This is a genomic window from Mangrovimonas xylaniphaga, from assembly GCF_001280435.1.
GTDB classification, from domain to species: domain Bacteria; phylum Bacteroidota; class Bacteroidia; order Flavobacteriales; family Flavobacteriaceae; genus Mangrovimonas_A; species Mangrovimonas_A xylaniphaga.
Genome location: NZ_LBIP01000018.1, coordinates 450068 through 469462 on the forward strand (window position 1 = coordinate 450068; position 19395 = coordinate 469462).

Consider the following 19395-nt stretch of genomic DNA (forward strand, 5'->3'; position numbering starts at 1 on the left):
ATAATCTGATTATATTTCAATTAATGCAAATATTTACATAAATTTATCCAGCTATTATAATGTTTTAATTTTTGTCTCAATCACATAAAGATTGCGACATTTGATTACCTTTCAAAATTTACCGATGAATTCAAAAATATGGTTATCTTCTCCACATATGAGTGGTAAAGAACAATTATTCATTCAAAAAGCTTTTGAAGAAAATTGGATTGCTCCATTAGGCCCAAATGTTATAGGCTTTGAAAGTGACTTAAAAACCTATCTTAAGCAAAATGTTCATGTGGCAGCATTGGCCTCTGGAACTTCAGCTCTGCACTTAAGCCTAATTTTACTCGGTATTACCCATGGTGATGAAGTCATCTGTCAAAGTATGACATTTGCAGCTTCCGCCAACCCAATTATCTATCAGGGTGCTACTCCAATTTTTGTGGATAGTGAACGAGATACTTGGAATATTTGTCCTGAACAATTGGAAATTGCCATAGAAGATCGAATTTCAAAAGGCAAAAAGCCAAAAGCGATTATAGCAGTGCATCTTTATGGAATGCCCTATAAAGTTGAAGAAATTAAATCTTTATCAAACAAGTATAATATTCCAATTATTGAAGATAGTGCAGAAGCCTTGGGAAGCAAATTTAAGGAACAGCACTGCGGTACCTTTGGTAATATTGGAGTCTTATCCTTTAATGGCAACAAAATAATTACAACATCTGGAGGTGGTGCTTTGGTTACGACCGATAAATCCATCAGGGATAAAGCGATATTTCTCGCTACACAGGCTAAGGATGATTCCCCAGCCTATTTGCATTCCCAAATAGGTTATAATTACAGAATGTCCAATATTGTTGCGGGAATTGGCCGGGGACAAATGACTATATTAGAAAATCATATCTCAAAACGAAGAGCAAATTTTAACTTTTATAGAGAAACTTTAGGGACTATTGAATCAATTGAATTTTTAAAGGAACCTGAAAATATGTTTTCCAACAGATGGCTATCATGCATACTCCTACCTTCTTCGAAAATTAAAGAAGAGCTCAGATTGCTTTTATCTGAGCAAAATATTGAATCAAGGCCTCTTTGGAAGCCAATGCACCAACAGCCAGTATTTAAGAATAATAACACTTATTTGAATGGTGTTTCCGATGATTTGTTTAACAGAGGATTGTGTTTGCCTAGTGGATCAAATCTTACTGAAAACGAGCTGAATAGAGTTTATTCCGTAATAAAAATGTATTTTGCAGTATGATGAAAGGTTTTCTAAATAATATATCTAAAAAATATGCTTCTAAATGGCTAGTGCTTCTATTTGATTTAGTAGTAGTTATTTTCACCTTTTTTTTAGCCTACCTTATTCGATTCAATTTAAAACTTGATTTCAATTTTTTATTATTTCTGAAACAGGTTCCTTTCGTAGCTCTAGCTGCGTGTATCAGTTTTGTGGCTGTTGGCTCTTACAAAGGTGTTGTAAGATTTACTGGTTTTAAAGATATTATTAATCTAATTATAGGTGCAAATATTCTAGCAACCATACTCATTTGTTGCACCTTTATTAGCCGAAAATATGATACTGAAGACAGCCTGTTTAATATCTCTGGGGCTATTATATATATTCACTTGCTTCTAAATATTCTATTTTTAATAGGTGCGAAACTAACCGTGAAATCTACTTATAATAGTATTATCCAAGATTTAAAGCCTATTACCAACATATTGATTTATGGGGCCGGAAGCTCAGGAATGATTACCTATGACGCCTTAACAAATGACCCTAAAACAAATCATAATGTTATTGGATTCATTGATGACAATGAAAGTAAAATAGGTAAAAAGATTGATCTTCTCAATGTATACCCTTTAAGAAAAATAACTTCAGAGTTTATTTCAAAGAACAAAGTACATGAGGTAATTGTTTCTATTCAGAATATTGACCCTACACGACTCATGAATATTACTGGCCACTTGCTGGAATTGAAGTTAAAGGTGAAAATTGTGCCCCCAGTACAACAATGGATTGATGGAGATTTAAGCCCTGGTCAAATAAAGGATATTAAAATTGAAGATCTTCTAGGGCGTGAACCCATTTCCATTATAAATCCAAGATTGGAAGCCCAGTATAATGGTGAAATCATAATGATTACAGGTGCTGCCGGCTCTATTGGAAGCGAAATTGCGAGGAAAATCACTCAATATGACTACAAAAAACTAATATTGGTTGACATTGCTGAATCGGCACTTTATGAAATACAGCAGGAACTCCTTAGAAAAGGAAATTCAAATTTTACAGCCATTGTAGCGGATGTGAGAGATGAAAGCAGAATGGACCAGATAATGGACCAAACGAAGCCTAAAATTATTTTTCATGCCGCTGCCTACAAGCATGTCCCCTTAATGGAAAACAATCCTTATGAAGCTGTAGGCGTGAACATCGTTGGCACAAAAAATATCGCTAACCTTGCAGTTAAACATGCTGTATCTAAATTTGTTTTAATCTCAACAGACAAAGCAGTGAACCCTACAAATGTAATGGGAGCGACTAAGCGTGTAGCCGAATTATATATCAACTGCTTACAAAATGGGGCAGGTAACACCAAGTTCATTACTACTCGTTTTGGAAACGTACTAGGCTCTAACGGCTCCGTAATTCCTTTATTTAAGAAACAAATCGAAGAAGGTGGACCATTAACAGTAACCCACAAGGAAATCACTAGATACTTCATGACTATTTCCGAGGCCTGTCATTTGGTATTGGAAGCTGCAACCATGGGGAATGGAGGTGAAATTTTTGTTTTTGACATGGGATCATCTGTAAAAATATTTGAATTGGCAAAAAATATGATTGCTTTATCAGGGCTTCGCTACCCTGAGGATATCAATATAAAAATTACCGGCCTAAGACCAGGAGAAAAAATATACGAAGAACTTCTTGCTGATGATGAAAAAACAAGACCTACCTACCATGAAAAAATAATGATAGCCCTTAATAAACCAATAGAAAATCAAGATGTTGTCGAAAAAATTGTTATCTTATGTAACATTTATGCCAAAATTCATAATTTGGAAATTGTTTCTCATATAAAAGAAATTATTCCTGAATATCTTTCTAACAATTCCAAATTTGAAGTGTTGGATATAAAAAAATAATCTTAAAGTCCCTATTTTTTGCTTATGAACATAACAATATTCAATTTTCAAACCAACAAAATTAAAACACTTCTTATTGCCTCATCCATTGTTGTTTCATGCGCAAGTAGAAAAGATTTTGTTTATTTTCAGGACGAACCGTTACAAAAAAAGGACATAAGCCTTGTTAATACTGATTTGGTTTACAGCACTGATGACCTCTTAACGATTGATGTTTCTGCTTTGGATCCCGATGCTGCAAGACCATTCAACCTACCTGTTACCTCCTACTCCACATCGGTAATAGATGCTAGGGGGGAATTAAAAATGCAAACTTACCTTATTGATTCCAATGGGAATATTGAATTTCCTGTACTCGGTACTGTTAAACTTGGTGGGCTTACCAGAACTCAAGCTACTTCTCATCTAAAGAAAAAACTTTCAGAATATATTAAGGATCCTATTGTCAACATTAGATTGGCGAACTTTACTATAACTGTTTTAGGAGAAGTGAAAAACCCAGGAACATTTACCATTCAAGATGAAAGAATTTCAGTTAGTGAAGCTTTAGGACTCGCAGGTGACCTTACAAATAATGGAAAAAGAACCAATATTTTTTTGATTAGAGAAAATGGAGGAGAAAAAAGATTTGCTAGACTAGATCTAACCTCTGTTAATCTGGTTAATTCCCAATTATATTATATGGCACAAAATGACGTATTAATTGTGGAACCCAATCGAGCAAGGAGAAACGCCTCAACGTACAACCCCAATACAGCTGTAATCATTTCAGCTATCTCAACTCTAGCCACAATTACAGCGATATTTGTAGTAAAATAAAAGCTATACCAATCTCCCATGAAAACTGAAATAAGATCTAGCTCTAGTAATGATTTAAGAGAATATGTGGAAATTTTCACGTCTCATTGGAAATTAATAATCCTTTCATTACTGTTTTCTATTCTTATGGGCTATACATATTTACGCTATTCCACCTTTAAATATAAAGCAAACGCCACAATTAAAATTAAGGATGAAGATCAATCAACAAAATTACCCAGCATTGAAGAAATATCCAACAAGGGATTATTTGCAGAAGGAACAAATAAAATAACAGATGAAATAGAAATTCTAAAATCCATTTCTTTAATTGAAAATGTTGTTAAAAATCTTGATTTAAATATTCGCTATTTTGAAGAGGGTACAATAAAAGAAAAAGAATTATATCCCACACCCCCAATCAAAATTAATTTTTTTGAGCATGATTCTGTTATAAATAGTATTGATACTACATTATACATAAAAATTAAATCTCCAACAGAATACCTGCTTTTAAAGGACGAAGGGAGGCCCTTTGTTGGTTCAGACGAAACAGAAGATGAAGTTTTAGCTTTTGGGGATCGAATAAAAACTGGATTTGGAGACTTAGTCATAGTTCCCAATATCGAACCCAATAAAACAAAAATAGACAGCTATCTAAAAATAGCTATAAAACCTGTAAGCACCATTGCCGACCTTTACAAAAACAATATTCAAATATCCACAGAAACTGGGTCTAGTGTTATCAAATTGGAACTATTGGAAACTGTTCCTCAAAAGGCTATTGATGTACTAAACGAACTTATCACGGAATATAATCTGGATGTTCTTTCTGATAAGGAAGAAATGGTTAAGATTTCCGCTGATTTCATTACCAAAAGACTTGAATCTGTTGCCCAAGAATTAGAAGTTGTCGATTTCACCGCAGAACAACTCCAAAAAGAAAAGGAACTTACCGCCCTAAATTCTCAGGCCGATATTTTCTTAAACAGCGAAAAACAGACAGGTGCAGAAATTTTAAATACAACTAATAAAATACAGTTAATAACCTATCTTCAGGATGAACTTAAAGATAAAAATCGAAATTCTGATCTTTTACCTTTAAATATCGGTATTGAAGATTCAAATATTGCACTTATTACAAAAAACCATAACGAATTAGTAGCGCAACGAGATAGAATCTTAAACAATTCAAGCGAGAAGAATCCAGTAGTTATTAATTTAAATAATCAAATTGCAGCATTAAAGCTAAACCTTCAAAAGTCATTAGACAATATGAAGGAAACTAGCATGTTAACTTTAAAAAGTTTAAATGAGGAAGAATCCAGAATTCGGGGTCAACTTTACCAGGCCCCAACAAAACAACGAGAATTCAGAGACATAAAACGTCAACAAGACATTAAAGAATCTTTATATCTCTATTTGCTACAGAAAAGGGAAGAATCTGCAATAAGATTTGGCATGTATTCCCCTAAGGCTAAAACAATAGATAAAGCTTATTCCTCTTACAAACCAGTGGCTCCAAACCCACTAATCACCTATTTAGGATTCTTTATTTTAGGCTTAGTGCTTCCTATCAGCTATATATATACCAAAGATTTATTGGATACAAAAATTCACAATAAGAATGAACTCCAACGTTTTTTAAGCATTCCATACATTGGTGATATCCCAAAATCCCTGGGATCAACCAATAAATTAATTAAAAAAGTTGATTACTCCCCAAAAGCAGAGTCATTCAGAATATTGAGAACAAATATTAACTTCTTACTTAAAAACAAAAAAGAAAAAGGGAAAACTATTTTTGTAACTTCGACTACAAGTCAAGAAGGCAAATCTCATACCTCTGTGAATTTAGCTTTAACCCTATCCTATTCTAATAAAAAAGTACTCATTATCGAAACAGACATTCGTGTTCCAAAGATGTATGACTACCTTAACATTAATTCCAAACAAGGCTTAACAGATTTTATTAGTGACGAAAATTTAACATTGCAAGACGTAATTACTCCTGTAAAATCAAACGAAAACTTATTTATAATTCCGTCAGGAACTATCCCTCCTAACCCCGCGGAATTGTTAATGAATCAACGTATTGAACAGCTATTCAAGGAAGTCAAAAAGAATTATGACTACATTGTAGTTGACACAGCTGCAGTTGGATTAGTTACTGATGTTCAGCTCATTAGTGAGTTTGCAGACTTATTCCTTTTTGTCGTAAGTGCAAATAATGTTGACCGAAGACAACTTCACATTGCTGAAACATTATATCAAGAAAATAGGTTGCCAAATATGACAGCTGTATTAAATGGCACCACTTCCAAAAAAGGTTACGGCTATGGTTATGGCTACGGGAAAAATCCAAATAAAAAGAAATGGTATAATTTCAAGAAATAATTCTTTATAAACTACTCTAATTTTCTTCTTGAACGCTCTTTTGATAACAAATTGAGCTCCCTAGTGGTTTGCCCTGCTACAGAAGTGTTCTCCTCTGCCCTCCTGATTAAATATGGCATAACATCTTTAACAGGACCAAATGGCACGTATTTAGCAACGTTATAACCTTCTTTGGCAAGATTGAAGCTAATGTGATCACTCATTCCGTAAAGTTGTCCAAACCATACACGATTGTCATCTCTTTCAATCTTATACTGGTCCATAAGATCCATAGCTAAGTAGCAACTATATTCATTATGGGTTCCAATAAACACAGCGATGTCATTTAAATTTTCCAGACAATAAGTCAATGTGTCATTAAAGGTTTTATCTGTCAACTCCTTGGTTTCACAAATTGGTGATGGATACCCTTTATCTTCTGCTCTCTCTCGCTCCTTTTCCATATAGGCTCCTCTTACAATCTTTACACCAATTTTAAATCCATCTTTTTGGGCATGACCATGTAATGATTTGAGGTAGTCTAAGCGATCCCATCGGTAAGTCTGAAGCGTATTGTAAACTATAGGTTTTTCTGTATTGTAACGACGCATCATTTCTTCAACCAAGGCATCTGCTGCATTTTGCATCCAGCTTTCTTCTGCATCTATCAAAATCTCAACATCTCTTTCTTTCGCCAGTTTACATACGGTATCAAAACGTTCTACAACACGGTCCCACTCCTTTTGTTCAGAATCCGTAAGTGTTTTTCCTTCTCCCAGTTTTTCATATAAATGAAATCTTCCAAATCCTGTTGGTTTAAAAACAGCAATTGGCATTGCCTTCCTTTCATCTGCAAAGCGGATGATTTTCAAAGTGGTTTCCATAGCTCCGTCGAAATGGGCTTCGGTTTCTTTTCCTTCCACAGAAAAATCCAAAACAGAGCACACTCCTTTGCTATACATCTTGTCAATGACATTCAAACAATCTTCTTCATTTACACCTCCACAAAAATGATCAAAAACAGTTGCCCTTATCAATCCTTCAACCGGTAAATGCGCCTTCAAAGCGAAGTTAGTTGCCGCAGTTCCGATCCTCACCAAAGGCTCATGGGAAATCATTTTAAACAAAAAATAGGCACGTTCTAATTCAGAGTCACTTTTTAACTCAAAAGCAACTTTTGTGTTGTCAAATAATTGTTTTGTTGTCATTTGAAAAAAATAATGCAAATATATTTATTCATCCCCTAATTTTATCCTAAAAACTGCTTATTTTCACACTATATTATTAACTTTTTTTGCACAATGAAATCCATTATATCAACATCTTCCAAAGTTCACTTTAATGACGAAGCTTATACAGAATTAAATCATTATTTATCGAAAAATAGGTTCTCGAAAATTTTTGTACTGGTAGATTCAAATACCCACGGATTGTGCCTCTCTCAGTTCTTACCAAAAGTTGAAACAGATGTAGAAATTGAGATTATTGAAATTGAACCTGGAGAACAACACAAAACCATTGAAACCTGTTCTGGAGTTTGGAACGTGCTTTCGGAATTGGGGGCTGATAGAAAAAGTTTACTACTAAATCTTGGTGGCGGTGTTGTAACAGATTTGGGAGGTTTTGTGGCGTGCACTTTTAAAAGAGGGATTAAGTACATTAATATCCCCACTACCCTTTTGGCCATGGTAGATGCTTCTGTTGGAGGTAAAACAGGAGTAGACCTTGGGGCCTTAAAAAATCAGATTGGAGTAATTAGTTCGGGTGAAATGGTGCTGATAGACACTTCCTTTATCAATACACTTCCCCAAAACCAACTAAAATCTGGTTTGGCAGAAATGTTGAAACATGGGCTTATTTATAACAGGGCCTATTGGAATAAAATGAAAGATCTTGCCCATCTAACATTGCACGACCTAGACGATTTAATTTACGAATCGGTTCTTATTAAAAACGATATTGTAGAAAAGGATCCCTTTGAAAACAATGTGCGAAAAACTTTAAATTTCGGGCACACGTTAGGCCATTCCATTGAATCGTATTTCTTGAACCATCCTGAAAAACCTGAATTACTACACGGTGAAGCGGTTGCAGTTGGGATGATTTTGGAATGTTATATTTCATCTGAACTTACAGGATTGTCCAAAAAAGATCTAGAAGAAATTCAAAACGTAATTAGTAAAATCTATGAATATGTAGAGATTGAAGAAGCCGATTTTGAAAGTATTATAGAGCTTTTAAAATACGACAAAAAGAATGAGCACGGCAATATCAACTTTGTGCTTTTAGAAACTATAGGCATACCTAAAATTGATTGTGTTGTTGATAATCAACTCATCTTAAAAGCTTTCGAATATTATAAAAGTTGTTATAAGTAAAGAGCCTTTATGATTTCACAGTGATAATTTTCATTACCCAGAATATTACTTCTTTATTCTATAAAAAAAGGACTATTACATTAATAGCCCTTTTTGAAAAACGTAACGTTATTAATCTGTTACAATTCATTAAAGATTGTATGCATTAAACGCTTTTTGTCGTTGATACTTTCTTCCAAAGAAATCATCGTTTCTGTTCTGTAAACACCATCTATATCATCCAGCATAAAAATAACATCCTTGGCATGGTCTGTATTTTTAGCTCTAATTTTACAGAAAATATTAAACTTACCAGTTGTAATATGCGCTACAGTTACATATGGAATTTGGTTGATACGCTCCAAAACAAATTTTGTTTGTGAGGTGTTTTGAAGGAAAACCCCAACATATGCAATAAAGGAGTATCCCAGCTTTTTGTAATCCAATGTTAATGAAGACCCTTGGATAATCCCTGCTTCCTCCATTTTTTTAACTCTCACGTGAACAGTTCCTGCGGAAATAACCAATTTTTTTGCAATGTCTGTAAAGGGAATCCTAGTATTATCGATCAACATATCCAAAATTTGGTGATCGATTTCGTCTAATTTGAATTTAGCCATATTTAAGTTCTGTTAAATTTAAAACAAAAATAATAGATTTTCTTTGAAGATAATACAGTATATCACATTTTTTTTACATTATTAATGATATTTTATGATTTTCAATGAAAACGAAATCGATTTCGCTACCCTCCTGAAGCTCTGTATTTTCAGTAGTTAACACCCTCTGTTTGTTGGCGTTATAAGCTTTATGAGCATACAATTCCGCTTGTTTCGAAAAGCGCTCAATTTTAGGTGTAAATTTAACACTTAATCCTTCGAGCCGCTCTTCATACTGCACACAAACATCACAAATTTTCCCATTCACTAAAGCATCTCTTATAATGATGTCATGAAAGAGTTTTTGATTTTCCGGAATCGTAAAATATGGCTCATAATTATCACCTTTTATATCATTATTAGCGATATACTGAAAAGACAGCATTAAAGCATAGTAAATAAGCTTTCTGGTCTCCTCTCTTGCATAATCATCAGGATAGTGACCTGCCTCAAATAATATGGTAGGCACTCCCAAATGCTGAAACGTATCCCCTACACAGTTAATATTAAAACTATCGTCATATATCCCCACTTGATTTGGGATAACGGTTTGTAAGTGTTTGTTCATCTCAGCTATAATCTCCATAGCGACCTTTCTATTAGGTGTTAATGAGCGTTCCTCATCCTGAGATGGCGATAAAAAAGATACTATGGCAGAATTATCGCTAGCTCCTGCACTAAATATGGTACGTTGTCCATGCAAATTATAGCAATAATCCGGTTGAAACACTTCAAAACAGTTTTTAAGCACCTTACTTTCTGGTTGTGTAAGGTTTTGGGCATCCCTGTTAAGATCTACTTCGTTTGCATTTACCCTTGTGTAGGCTTCAGCTCCGTCCGGACTTAGAATAGCAATTACTTTATATGTACAATTCTCCAGTAGCTGCTTACTAATTTCTGAAGGCTGTTTAAAGAAGTTAAATACATCAAAAAGAGCCTTAGTGGTCGTACTCTCGTTTCCGTGCATTTGAGACCATAAAAGAAGTTTTTTAGGCCCATTACCAAATGTTATGGAATATATGTTTTGTCTTTTAACAGAAGTACCGATAACATCCACCTTAAAAAGTGAAGGCAGTTGTTTAAGCAAGGGTTCTATTGAAGTATTGGTGATGTATCTATGCTGAAGTGATTTTTCGCGAATCAAATCATAGTATCGAGATAGGCTGTCTATAGTCATTGTGAAATTTTAAGTTACAAAGGTAAACAAAGAGATATTTACAACTGTAAACAATAAAATTGAGGTAGTTGGTATACGTTTGTAACACATTAATCACAGTTAAAAAGCTGTTTATTAGTCGGTATTGCGAATAATTCAACACACATATCGAATATAACTTAAATGCTTGTTTTCTAGTTATTTAATAATGGTTACTTAAAGCCAAAATTAATATAATATAGAACTATTTTTCAGATATTTTACCAATGTAACCAATATTGTTTTACATTTGTAACAGCAACTCAACTAACACCTTGTTTACAATGATAAACAACGATGACTTTGTTAAACGACTACAAAAAGTGATGGATTACTATAGTGAAAGCGCCTCTTCCTTTGCTGAAAAGATGGGAGTACAACGCTCTAGTATCTCCCATATCCTCTCAGGAAGAAACAAGCCTAGTTTGGACTTTGTTCTTAAAATACTTCAGGCTTTTCCTGAAGTAGAATTGTATTGGCTATTGAATGGAAAAGGAACTTTTCCTGCTGGTAGCGAACTCTTTTCTACGCAAACGTCCCTTCCTATTGTTGAGCGTGAAGCGCCCCTAAAACAAGCTCCAAAACTCTCCCCTTCCCCCCTAGAAAAACCACTTGACAAGGCTATTGAACGCATTGTCATTTTTTACACTGATGGAACTTTTAAAGAATACCAAAAAGAATAAAATTCTTTCTTAATTTTGCTTCAAACTATAACGATGAAGATAATTTTTGCCCTTTTTGGATGTTTGATATTGACCAGCTGCTTTAATATAGATCGCAATTGCGCCGACTATAAAACAGGTACTTTTCAATTTAATTACCTAGAAGATGGTGTTGAGAAAACTGGGAAATTTGTGCGTACCGAAGCTTACAGCATTGATTATTTTGATGGAAAAATAGATTCTTCTTCCGTACGATGGATCAATGATTGTGAGTTCATCTTAACCAACTTAAATCCTAAATCCAATCAGGAAAAAAGGGCCATTCACATGAAAATCATCAGTACTACCGAAGATACGTATACCTTTGAATATAAATATGCCGTAAAGGAAAGCAACCGCCCCAACAGAGTCGTTAAAGGCACCGCCAAAAAAGTAGATTAGTCCATGCTTGAATTTTTGTTGTCCGGGGAAGCTATTATGGCACTACTCACCCTCACATTTCTTGAGGTCATCCTTGGTATTGACAACATTGTATTCATATCCATAGCTGCTAACAAACTCCCTGAAACGCAACGCTCAAAAGCAACTACTATAGGGCTTCTCTTGGCTATGTTTCAGCGTATTGTATTATTGTTTTTTGTATCGTTTTTAATTGGTTTGGACGATCCTTTTTACACCATTGATACCTCTTGGCTGCACATTGGCATCAGTTGGCAAGCCATAATTTTGTTCTCTGGAGGCCTGTTTTTAATTTACAAAAGCACTTCTGAAATACGAGAAAAAATTGAGAATCCTACCCATGATGAACACTCCGTAAAGTCAAAAAAAATAAAATCACTGGCTCAAGCCCTTGTTCAAATATTGATTATTGATTTTATTTTTTCCATGGATTCAATCCTTACGGCAGTTGGAATGACCAACGGCCTACACCCCAACCATAATTATGCTTTAATATTGATGATTATTGCGGTGGTAATTTCCATAGGAATTATGATTGCTTTTGCAAATCCCGTAAGAAGATTTATAGACAACAACCCTAGTATGCAAGTTTTGGGATTGGCATTTCTTATCCTTATCGGTTTTATGCTTATCACCGAAGCGGCGCATTTATCGCACACCTCTATTTTTGATCAAACCATTGGTGCTATTCCAAAAGGGTATTTATATTTTGCAATTGCCTTTTCACTTTTCGTGGAATTATTGAATTTTAAAACTTCCAAAAAAAGGTAAGTCCAAAATAATTTCACTTCAAATAAAAATCACCTTAAAAAATCAAAATGAGCAAATTTTCCTACTTGCTCATAATTTGCGTATTTAATTTTTTCCTTACCGATGTGCAGAATACGCAAAATATACCGATGTAAATAAATCTTGGTTTTTCGTTCAAAAAAAGGTCAAATCCTAAAATTTGATTTGACCCTTTTAAAAATTATTTGTTGTAGAAATTAGAACAAGGTAGTTTGACCTTGATCATCATCCTCTAATTCCGAATTGTCTTGTTGAGAAACATTTTCTTCGGAAGCTTCATTTTTTTCTGTAACATCAGTTTCGTCTACCACTTCCAAATCATCGGCATGAACTTCTTCCGGAGCTTCATAAGGCAAAGGATCCAACAAGCTTATTTGGTTGACTTTGTATTTGGTCAACTGATTTCCCAGAGCTGAAATTCCTTTTACACCAATAAATTCTTCAAGGTTCACCAAGAGATTCTCTTTCCTATCTTTACCCCGCTCCTTCGTGAATTCCACTTCAGCCATAGGTTTCCAATCGGTAGAAACTATTTCAAGTTGTGAATTTGGATGGTCCGGAATAAAGCTTTCTTCCCTACTTTCGTTTTCTATAAAAAATCGCTTCACATAATACAGTTCCTTTTCACCATTGTAATAGATGGCGGAAATTGGTTTTTTAGGAATCCATTTTTCCATAACAACCATATCATTTCCAAAATGTGCTGTCAATTCAGGAGTAATGGTTTTTGCTACACCTGCTTGATTAATGATCAAGATGCGGTCTTCGCCCCTAAATTCCCCTAACAACTCGCCTCTTCCATCAACATTTAAACGTTGTACAGCGTCATCAAACCAAATTTTTCTAGGCTTCAAAGTAGACACCCCTTTCTCTTTCAGTTCGATACGCTTCACAGAATATTTGGTTACCAAATTACCTTTGGAAGCACGCCCTTTTATCAGGATTTCGGCAAAATCCAAATCCCATTTTAATTTCTTGATACTGCCCACTTGACGTAACAACACCGTTACTACTTCAGCTTCCCCATTTGGATTGGCCGAAAAATATAACACTGCAGAATTTTTAGCCCCGTTGGTAAGGTCATATTCCCTGTCGCGCGTAATGGCTGTAACATTAAAGCGCTTTACATAGGTTGGCCCACCCTTACCATCTCGGTACATCATGTTATAAATGGTGCGCTTATCCTTCTTCTTGAATACGGCCACATGGATGATATCCTTCCCTATAAAAGTCTTGGAATCCACCTTGGTAATCATCATTTTACCATCGGCTGTGAACACGATAATATCATCAATATCACTACAATCGCAAACATATTCGTCCTTTCTAAGGGACGTACCAATAAATCCTTCTGCTCGATTTACGTACAACTTCGTGTTTCTAATCACCACTTTTGTTGCATCTACATCATCAAATACTCGGATTTCGGTTTTACGTTCTTTTCCTGGCCCGTACTCTTTTTTAAGTCTTTCAAAATAAGCTATCGCATAGTCTATAATATTGGCTAGATGATGCTTAACTTCTGCAATTTGACCTTCAAGAGCTTCAATTTTTTGAAGTGCTTTATCAATATCGAATTTAGAAATACGTTTGATTCGTATTTCTGTCAAACGCACAATATCTTCCTCGGTTACCGCTCTTTTCAAATGCTTCACATGAGGCTCTAGTCCTTTGTCAATTGCCTGAATGACACCTTCCCAAGTTTCTTCTTCCTCAATATCGCGATAAATCCTGTTTTCAATAAATATGCGTTCCAAAGATGCAAAGTGCCACTGCTCTTCAAATTCTTCCAACTTGATTTGAAGATCCTGTCTCAACAATTCAACCGTATTATCTGTAGAACGTCTCAACATTTCCGACACCCCTATAAAGAGTGGTTTGTTGTCTTCAATAACACAGCCCAATGGCGAAACAGACATTTCACAATTAGTGAATGCATATAGCGCATCAATGGTTTTGTCCGGAGAAATTCCTGCGGGTAAATGCACCAAAATCTCAACTTCAGCAGCTGTATTATCCTCTATTTTTTTGATTTTAATCTTGCCTTTATCATTGGCTTTTAGAATAGAATCTATTAAAGTAGAGGTATTGGTACCGAATGGTATCTCGGTAATAACCAATGTGTTTTTATCGTATTGAGAAATTTTAGCCCTTACCCTAACGCGTCCACCTCGGTTACCATCATTATAATTGGTGACATCAGCAATTCCCGCTGTTGGGAAGTCTGGAAAAATAGTAAAACGTTTCCCATTTAAATGCTTTACGGAAGCATCGATAAGTTCGATAAAGTTGTGTGGTAAAATTTTAGTAGACAATCCTACCGCAATACCTTCTGCTCCTTGGGCCAGCAACAACGGGAACATTACCGGAAGGTTTATGGGCTCCTTTCTCCTTCCATCATAAGAAGCCTGCCATTCTGTAATTTTAGGATTATAGACTACATCCAAAGCAAATTTAGACAAACGGGCTTCAATATAACGGGAAGCAGCAGCACCATCACCCGTTAAAATATTCCCCCAGTTTCCTTGAGTGTCAATCAATAAATCCTTTTGGCCAATTTGTACCATAGCATCTCCAATACTGGCATCCCCGTGTGGGTGATACTGCATGGTGTGCCCAACAATATTAGCTACTTTATTATAACGACCATCATCCAAATCTTTCATGGAATGCATGATTCTTCGCTGTACGGGTTTAAAGCCGTCTTCTATGGCAGGCACGGCCCGTTCTAGAATTACATACGAGGCATAATCCAGAAACCAATCTTTGTACATCCCCGTAACACGGGTAATGGTTTCCTGTTGATCGTCTCGTTCATTATTTAGCAAATCGTCGTTATCTTCTGTCATTAATTATTTAGATTTTCTATTTATTTTAATCATTTTACTCAAAGACTGCTTCATATATTTCCGTTTTCTTCGAGATACCAAAGTGATATTAAAGCTTTCCTTATTCACGTTACCTCGCTTGTCTTTTATATAAAGCGCCAAGGATTTGTAAACTATAAAATTGTTGATTCGAAACCTTACCAACTGTTCTTTAGTAAATTCAGCTTTATGCTCCCTGTAATTAAAATAGTCCGCCAACAATAACCCTCTATTAATGACCACTACTTTTACACCATCGCTATCATATTCAAAATATCTGGAAATATAGTAAACAATAGAAAAAAGCACTATAAAACCTCCAGTAACCAACGTAAAGGTGATAAATGGGTTATCGCTCACATCTGAAAAAGCGCTAAAAACCGTAGCTAAAAGTATAGCCAAAACAATCAGTATAAAATATACCGAAATGATAACATTCTTTACTTTAGCATTATTGGTTCTCATAGATCCCCTACTTTTCTTCCAGTACGTCTAACTCTACCTTAAGATTGTTAATGATGAATTCTTGTCTGGTTGGCGTATTTTTTCCCATATAAAACTCCAAAAGCTCTTCAATGGACTTATCCTTATCCAACATTACAGGATCCAAACGGATGTCCTCTCCTATAAAATGCCTGAACTCATCGGGTGAGATTTCACCAAGCCCCTTAAATCGTGTGATTTCTGGCTTTGGTTTTAATTTATCAATGGCATAATGCCTTTCTTCGTCGGAATAACAATAGATGGTTTCCTTTTTATTGCGAACCCTAAACAAAGGCGTTTGTAAAATATATAAGTGCCCTTCTTTAATTACCTCAGGGAAAAATTGTAAAAAGAACGTGATCAGCAACAGTCTAATGTGCATTCCATCCACGTCGGCATCGGTTGCTATTACAATATTGTTATAACGCAAATCTTCAAGTGATTCTTCAATATTTAAAGCCGCCTGTAATAGGTTGAACTCTTCGTTTTCGTAAACAATCTTTTTGGTCAAGCCATAACAGTTTAATGGTTTCCCTTTCAAGCTGAATACCGCCTGTGTGTTCACATCTCTGGATTTTGTGATACTTCCAGATGCTGAATCCCCCTCAGTTATAAATATCGTGGTTTCTAGATTGCGCTCATTCTTTGTATCCCCAAAATGAATCCTGCAATCACGTAACTTTTTATTGTGAAGATTGGCTTTTTTAGCTCTGTCCTTCGCCAATTTACGGATTCCAGAAAGCTCCTTACGCTCACGTTCTGCTTGAAGGATCTTTCTTTGGATCTTGTCCGCAGTTTCAGGATTTTTGTGAAGATAATTATCTAAATGTGTTTTTAAAAAGTCGTTTACGTAGGTTCTTACCGTTGGCAAATCCCCTCCCATATCAGTAGATCCTAATTTGGTTTTAGTCTGACTTTCAAAAACAGGCTCCATAACCTTAATGGAAATGGCGGACACCACAGATTTCCTCACATCGGAGGCATCATAGTTTTTTCCGAAGAATTCTCTAAGGGTTTTCACCAACGCCTCTCTAAAAGCCGCTAAATGTGTTCCTCCTTGCGTTGTATTTTGTCCGTTAACGAATGAGTGGTACTCTTCGCTATATTGTGTTTTACTGTGAGTTAACGCAACCTCTATGTCATCTCCCCTCAAATGAATGATTGGATATGCCAAATCAGACTCATTGGTGTTATCTCCCAATAAATCCTTCAAACCATTTTCACTATAGAATTTTTCACCGTTGAAAACTATGGTCAATCCTGGGTTGAGATACACATAGTTACGGAGCATTTTTTCTACATACTCACTTCTAAACTTATAGTTTTTGAAAATGGTATCATCCGGTACAAAGGACACTTTGGTTCCCTTACGTCTAGAGGTATCCTCCAACATTTCTTGATTGGTAAGGTTTCCTTGGTGGAATTCAGCCGAAGCCGACTTTCCATCCCTGGTAGACTCTACCCGGAAATAAACGGACAAGGCATTTACGGCCTTGGTACCAACCCCATTTAATCCAACCGATTTTTTAAAGGCTCGGGAATCGTACTTCCCTCCCGTGTTCATTTTTGAAACAACATCCACAACCTTCCCTAAAGGAATACCACGACCATAGTCACGTACAATCACCTTATTTCCCTGAATGGAAATTTCGATGGTCTTACCAGCTCCCATGACATACTCATCAATAGAGTTGTCCAAAACTTCCTTCAATAGGATATAAATACCATCATCTGGTGAAGAACCGTCACCAAGCTTCCCGATATACATCCCAGGACGCATCCTGATGTGTTCTTTCCAATCGAGTGAGCGAATATTGTCTTCGGTGTAATTGGTTTGTTCAATCATATAACAAGCCTATGCAATTATTTTTTTGAGTTAGATGCTAATATAATATTTCGGCACAAAAATCCGAAATAAACGGATACAAATTACACATAAAAAAGCCAACATCCCATAGGATATTGGCTTTTAGATTTGTAAGAAAAGTAGTTTTATACGTTAAATAAGAAATGCATAACGTCCCCATCCTTCACAATATAATTCTTTCCTTCCACACGCATTTTTCCAGCTTCTTTTACTTTTGCTTCACTACCGAAGTTCACATAATCTTCATAGCCGATTACTTCAGCTCTAATGAAACCTTTTTCAAAATCGGTATGGATTACTCCTGCTGCTTGAGGCGCTGTCGCTCCTATATCTACAGTCCAAGCTCTCACTTCCTTCACACCTGCAGTGAAATAAGTTTGTTGGTTCAATAATTTGTAAGCCGAACGGATCAATTTTGAAGACCCTGGCTCCTCCAAGCCAACATCCTGTAAAAACATTTGACGCTCTTCATAATCGTCTAATTCATTAATATCTGCTTCTGTAGCAACTGCCAACACCAAAACTTCAGCATTTTCATCCTTAACAGCTTCGCGAACTTGCTCTACATACTCATTTCCAGATACTGCAGATCCTTCATCTACATTACAAACGTACATTACTGGCTTGTCTGTAATGAATTGGGAAGGCTTTACAAAATCATTGTAATCATCCTCGCTAAACTCCAAAGCTCTTACAGAAATACCTGCTTCTAAACCATTTTTGATAGTCAACAGAACAGCTTCCTCTTTTTGAGCTTCTTTGTTCCCGGTTTTAGCAGCTCGCTTAACTTTTTCCAGCTTTTTATCAACGGTCTCCAAGTCTTTCAACTGCAACTCCATATCGATGGTTTCTTTATCTCTAATCGGGTTTACATTACCATCTACGTGCACAATGTTGTCGTTCTCAAAACAACGCAAAACATGAAGAATCGCGTCAGTTTCACGAATATTTGCCAAGAATTGATTCCCTAAACCTTCACCTTTACTAGCTCCTTTTACCAAACCTGCAATATCCACAATCTCTACCGTTGCTGGCAATACGCGCTCAGGCTTTACTAATTCCTCCAATTTTTGCAATCTAGGATCTGGCACGTTTACCACCCCAACATTAGGTTCTATGGTACAAAATGGAAAGTTTGCACTTTGCGCCTTAGCATTGGACAAACAATTGAATAAGGTTGATTTACCCACATTAGGCAATCCTACAATTCCTGCTTTCATATTTTAGTATTAGTTCATTACGTTATGTTCCACCGCCGTGGAAATGCGGTGGCAAAGTTAACCATTTATACGATGTTTTAAACAAAAAATCCCGAGTGTTTACTCAGGATTTAATGATGTGTTGTAAAAATTGCCTCTGAATTAATCTTCAGGGTGCATAAAGCGTTGTTTTCCTAACAATTCATCTTCTGTTTCCACGTGATCGTCATCTGGAACACAACAATCCACCGGACATACCGCAGCACATTGAGGTTCTTCATGAAATCCTTTGCACTCGGTACATTTATCAGGAACTATATAATATATTTCATCACTTAATGGTTCCTGTGCCTCATCAGCATTCACCGATTTACCGTCTGGTAAAATAACATCCCCACTCAAACTGGTTCCATCATTGTACCTCCAATCATCGGCACCTTCATATATAGCTGTATTAGGGCATTCCGGTTCACAGGCTCCACAATTTATGCATTCATCTGTTATAATTATTGCCATAGCATTTTTTCTATTTCAGCGTTT

The 19395-nt window shown here is 35.7% G+C and carries 16 protein-coding genes; 8 read left to right on the plus strand and 8 right to left on the minus strand.

What is annotated here, in order from left to right; genetic code table 11:
- The first annotated feature begins 124 nt into the window (after positions 1-124).
- The 4 genes from ZA06_RS13025 to ZA06_RS13040 are packed head-to-tail and all read left to right on the plus strand — an operon-like array spanning position 125 to position 6339.
- A complete protein-coding gene (locus ZA06_RS13025) occupies positions 125-1249 on the plus strand; it encodes a DegT/DnrJ/EryC1/StrS family aminotransferase (protein ID WP_053977906.1) in 1125 nt (374 codons plus the stop codon).
- Positions 1246-3144: a polysaccharide biosynthesis protein gene (locus tag ZA06_RS13030; RefSeq protein ID WP_053977907.1), complete on the plus strand. Its 1899-nt coding sequence runs from the start codon at positions 1246-1248 to the stop codon at positions 3142-3144. The genes ZA06_RS13025 and ZA06_RS13030 overlap by 4 nt, the downstream gene beginning before the upstream one ends.
- 24 nt (positions 3145-3168) lie before the next feature.
- Positions 3169-3963 carry a polysaccharide biosynthesis/export family protein gene (locus ZA06_RS13035; RefSeq protein WP_053977908.1) on the plus strand — a complete coding sequence of 265 codons (795 nt, stop codon included), beginning with the start codon at positions 3169-3171 and terminating at the stop codon, positions 3961-3963.
- 18 nt (positions 3964-3981) lie between these two features.
- Positions 3982-6339 carry a GumC family protein gene (locus ZA06_RS13040; protein WP_053977909.1) on the plus strand — a complete coding sequence of 786 codons (2358 nt, stop codon included), beginning with the start codon at positions 3982-3984 and terminating at the stop codon, positions 6337-6339.
- Positions 6340-6350: 11 nt separating this feature from the next.
- Here ZA06_RS13040 and ZA06_RS13045 read toward each other — a convergent pair whose 3' ends face one another.
- A complete protein-coding gene (locus ZA06_RS13045; protein WP_053977910.1) occupies positions 6351-7526 on the minus strand; it encodes a proline dehydrogenase family protein in 1176 nt (391 codons plus the stop codon).
- A 93-nt stretch (positions 7527-7619) separates the two neighbouring features.
- Here ZA06_RS13045 and aroB point away from each other — a divergent pair, with 93 nt between their 5' ends.
- Positions 7620-8696 (plus strand): 3-dehydroquinate synthase, encoded by a 1077-nt coding sequence (gene aroB, locus ZA06_RS13050; RefSeq protein ID WP_053977911.1) that lies wholly within the window; start codon positions 7620-7622, stop codon positions 8694-8696.
- Between the two features lie 119 nt (positions 8697-8815).
- On the opposite strand, the gene ZA06_RS13055 is transcribed toward aroB, so the two are convergent.
- Together ZA06_RS13055 and ZA06_RS13060 are read right to left on the minus strand one after the other, a co-directional pair.
- Positions 8816-9295 carry an Lrp/AsnC family transcriptional regulator gene (locus ZA06_RS13055; protein WP_053977912.1) on the minus strand — a complete coding sequence of 160 codons (480 nt, stop codon included), beginning with the start codon at positions 9293-9295 and terminating at the stop codon, positions 8816-8818.
- Positions 9296-9368: 73 nt separating this feature from the next.
- Positions 9369-10511 (minus strand): M14 family zinc carboxypeptidase, encoded by a 1143-nt coding sequence (locus tag ZA06_RS13060; RefSeq protein ID WP_053977913.1) that lies wholly within the window; start codon positions 10509-10511, stop codon positions 9369-9371.
- 302 nt (positions 10512-10813) lie between these two features.
- Between ZA06_RS13060 and ZA06_RS13065 the strand changes: the two genes are divergently transcribed.
- The 3 genes from ZA06_RS13065 to ZA06_RS13075 are packed head-to-tail and all read left to right on the plus strand — an operon-like array spanning position 10814 to position 12421.
- Positions 10814-11212: a helix-turn-helix domain-containing protein gene (locus ZA06_RS13065; RefSeq protein ID WP_053977914.1), complete on the plus strand. Its 399-nt coding sequence runs from the start codon at positions 10814-10816 to the stop codon at positions 11210-11212.
- Positions 11213-11245: 33 nt separating this feature from the next.
- A complete protein-coding gene (locus tag ZA06_RS13070; protein WP_053977915.1) occupies positions 11246-11632 on the plus strand; it encodes a hypothetical protein in 387 nt (128 codons plus the stop codon).
- 3 nt (positions 11633-11635) lie between these two features.
- On the plus strand, positions 11636-12421 hold the full coding sequence (locus ZA06_RS13075; RefSeq protein WP_053977916.1) for a TerC family protein: 786 nt from the start codon (positions 11636-11638) through the stop codon (positions 12419-12421).
- A 215-nt stretch (positions 12422-12636) separates the two neighbouring features.
- Here the strand turns inward: ZA06_RS13075 and ZA06_RS13080 are convergent, their stop codons facing one another.
- From ZA06_RS13080 to ZA06_RS13100, 5 genes are all read right to left on the minus strand, one after another.
- The gene (locus ZA06_RS13080; RefSeq protein ID WP_053977917.1) at positions 12637-15288 is read right to left on the minus strand and encodes a DNA gyrase/topoisomerase IV subunit A; all 2652 of its coding nucleotides are present in this window, start codon (positions 15286-15288) and stop codon (positions 12637-12639) included.
- Between the two features lie 3 nt (positions 15289-15291).
- Positions 15292-15771, minus strand: coding sequence for a hypothetical protein (locus ZA06_RS13085; RefSeq protein ID WP_053977918.1), 480 nt, complete (start codon positions 15769-15771; stop codon positions 15292-15294).
- A gap of 7 nt (positions 15772-15778) precedes the next feature.
- Complete coding sequence (locus tag ZA06_RS13090) at positions 15779-17635, minus strand: DNA topoisomerase IV subunit B (protein WP_053977919.1); 1857 nt, start codon at positions 17633-17635, stop codon at positions 15779-15781.
- Between the two features lie 146 nt (positions 17636-17781).
- Positions 17782-18876: a redox-regulated ATPase YchF gene (ychF, locus tag ZA06_RS13095; RefSeq protein ID WP_053977920.1), complete on the minus strand. Its 1095-nt coding sequence runs from the start codon at positions 18874-18876 to the stop codon at positions 17782-17784.
- A gap of 141 nt (positions 18877-19017) precedes the next feature.
- Entirely contained in the window at positions 19018-19371 is a 354-nt protein-coding gene (locus ZA06_RS13100; RefSeq protein ID WP_053977921.1) for a 4Fe-4S dicluster domain-containing protein, read from the minus strand.
- Positions 19372-19395 lie beyond the last annotated feature (24 nt).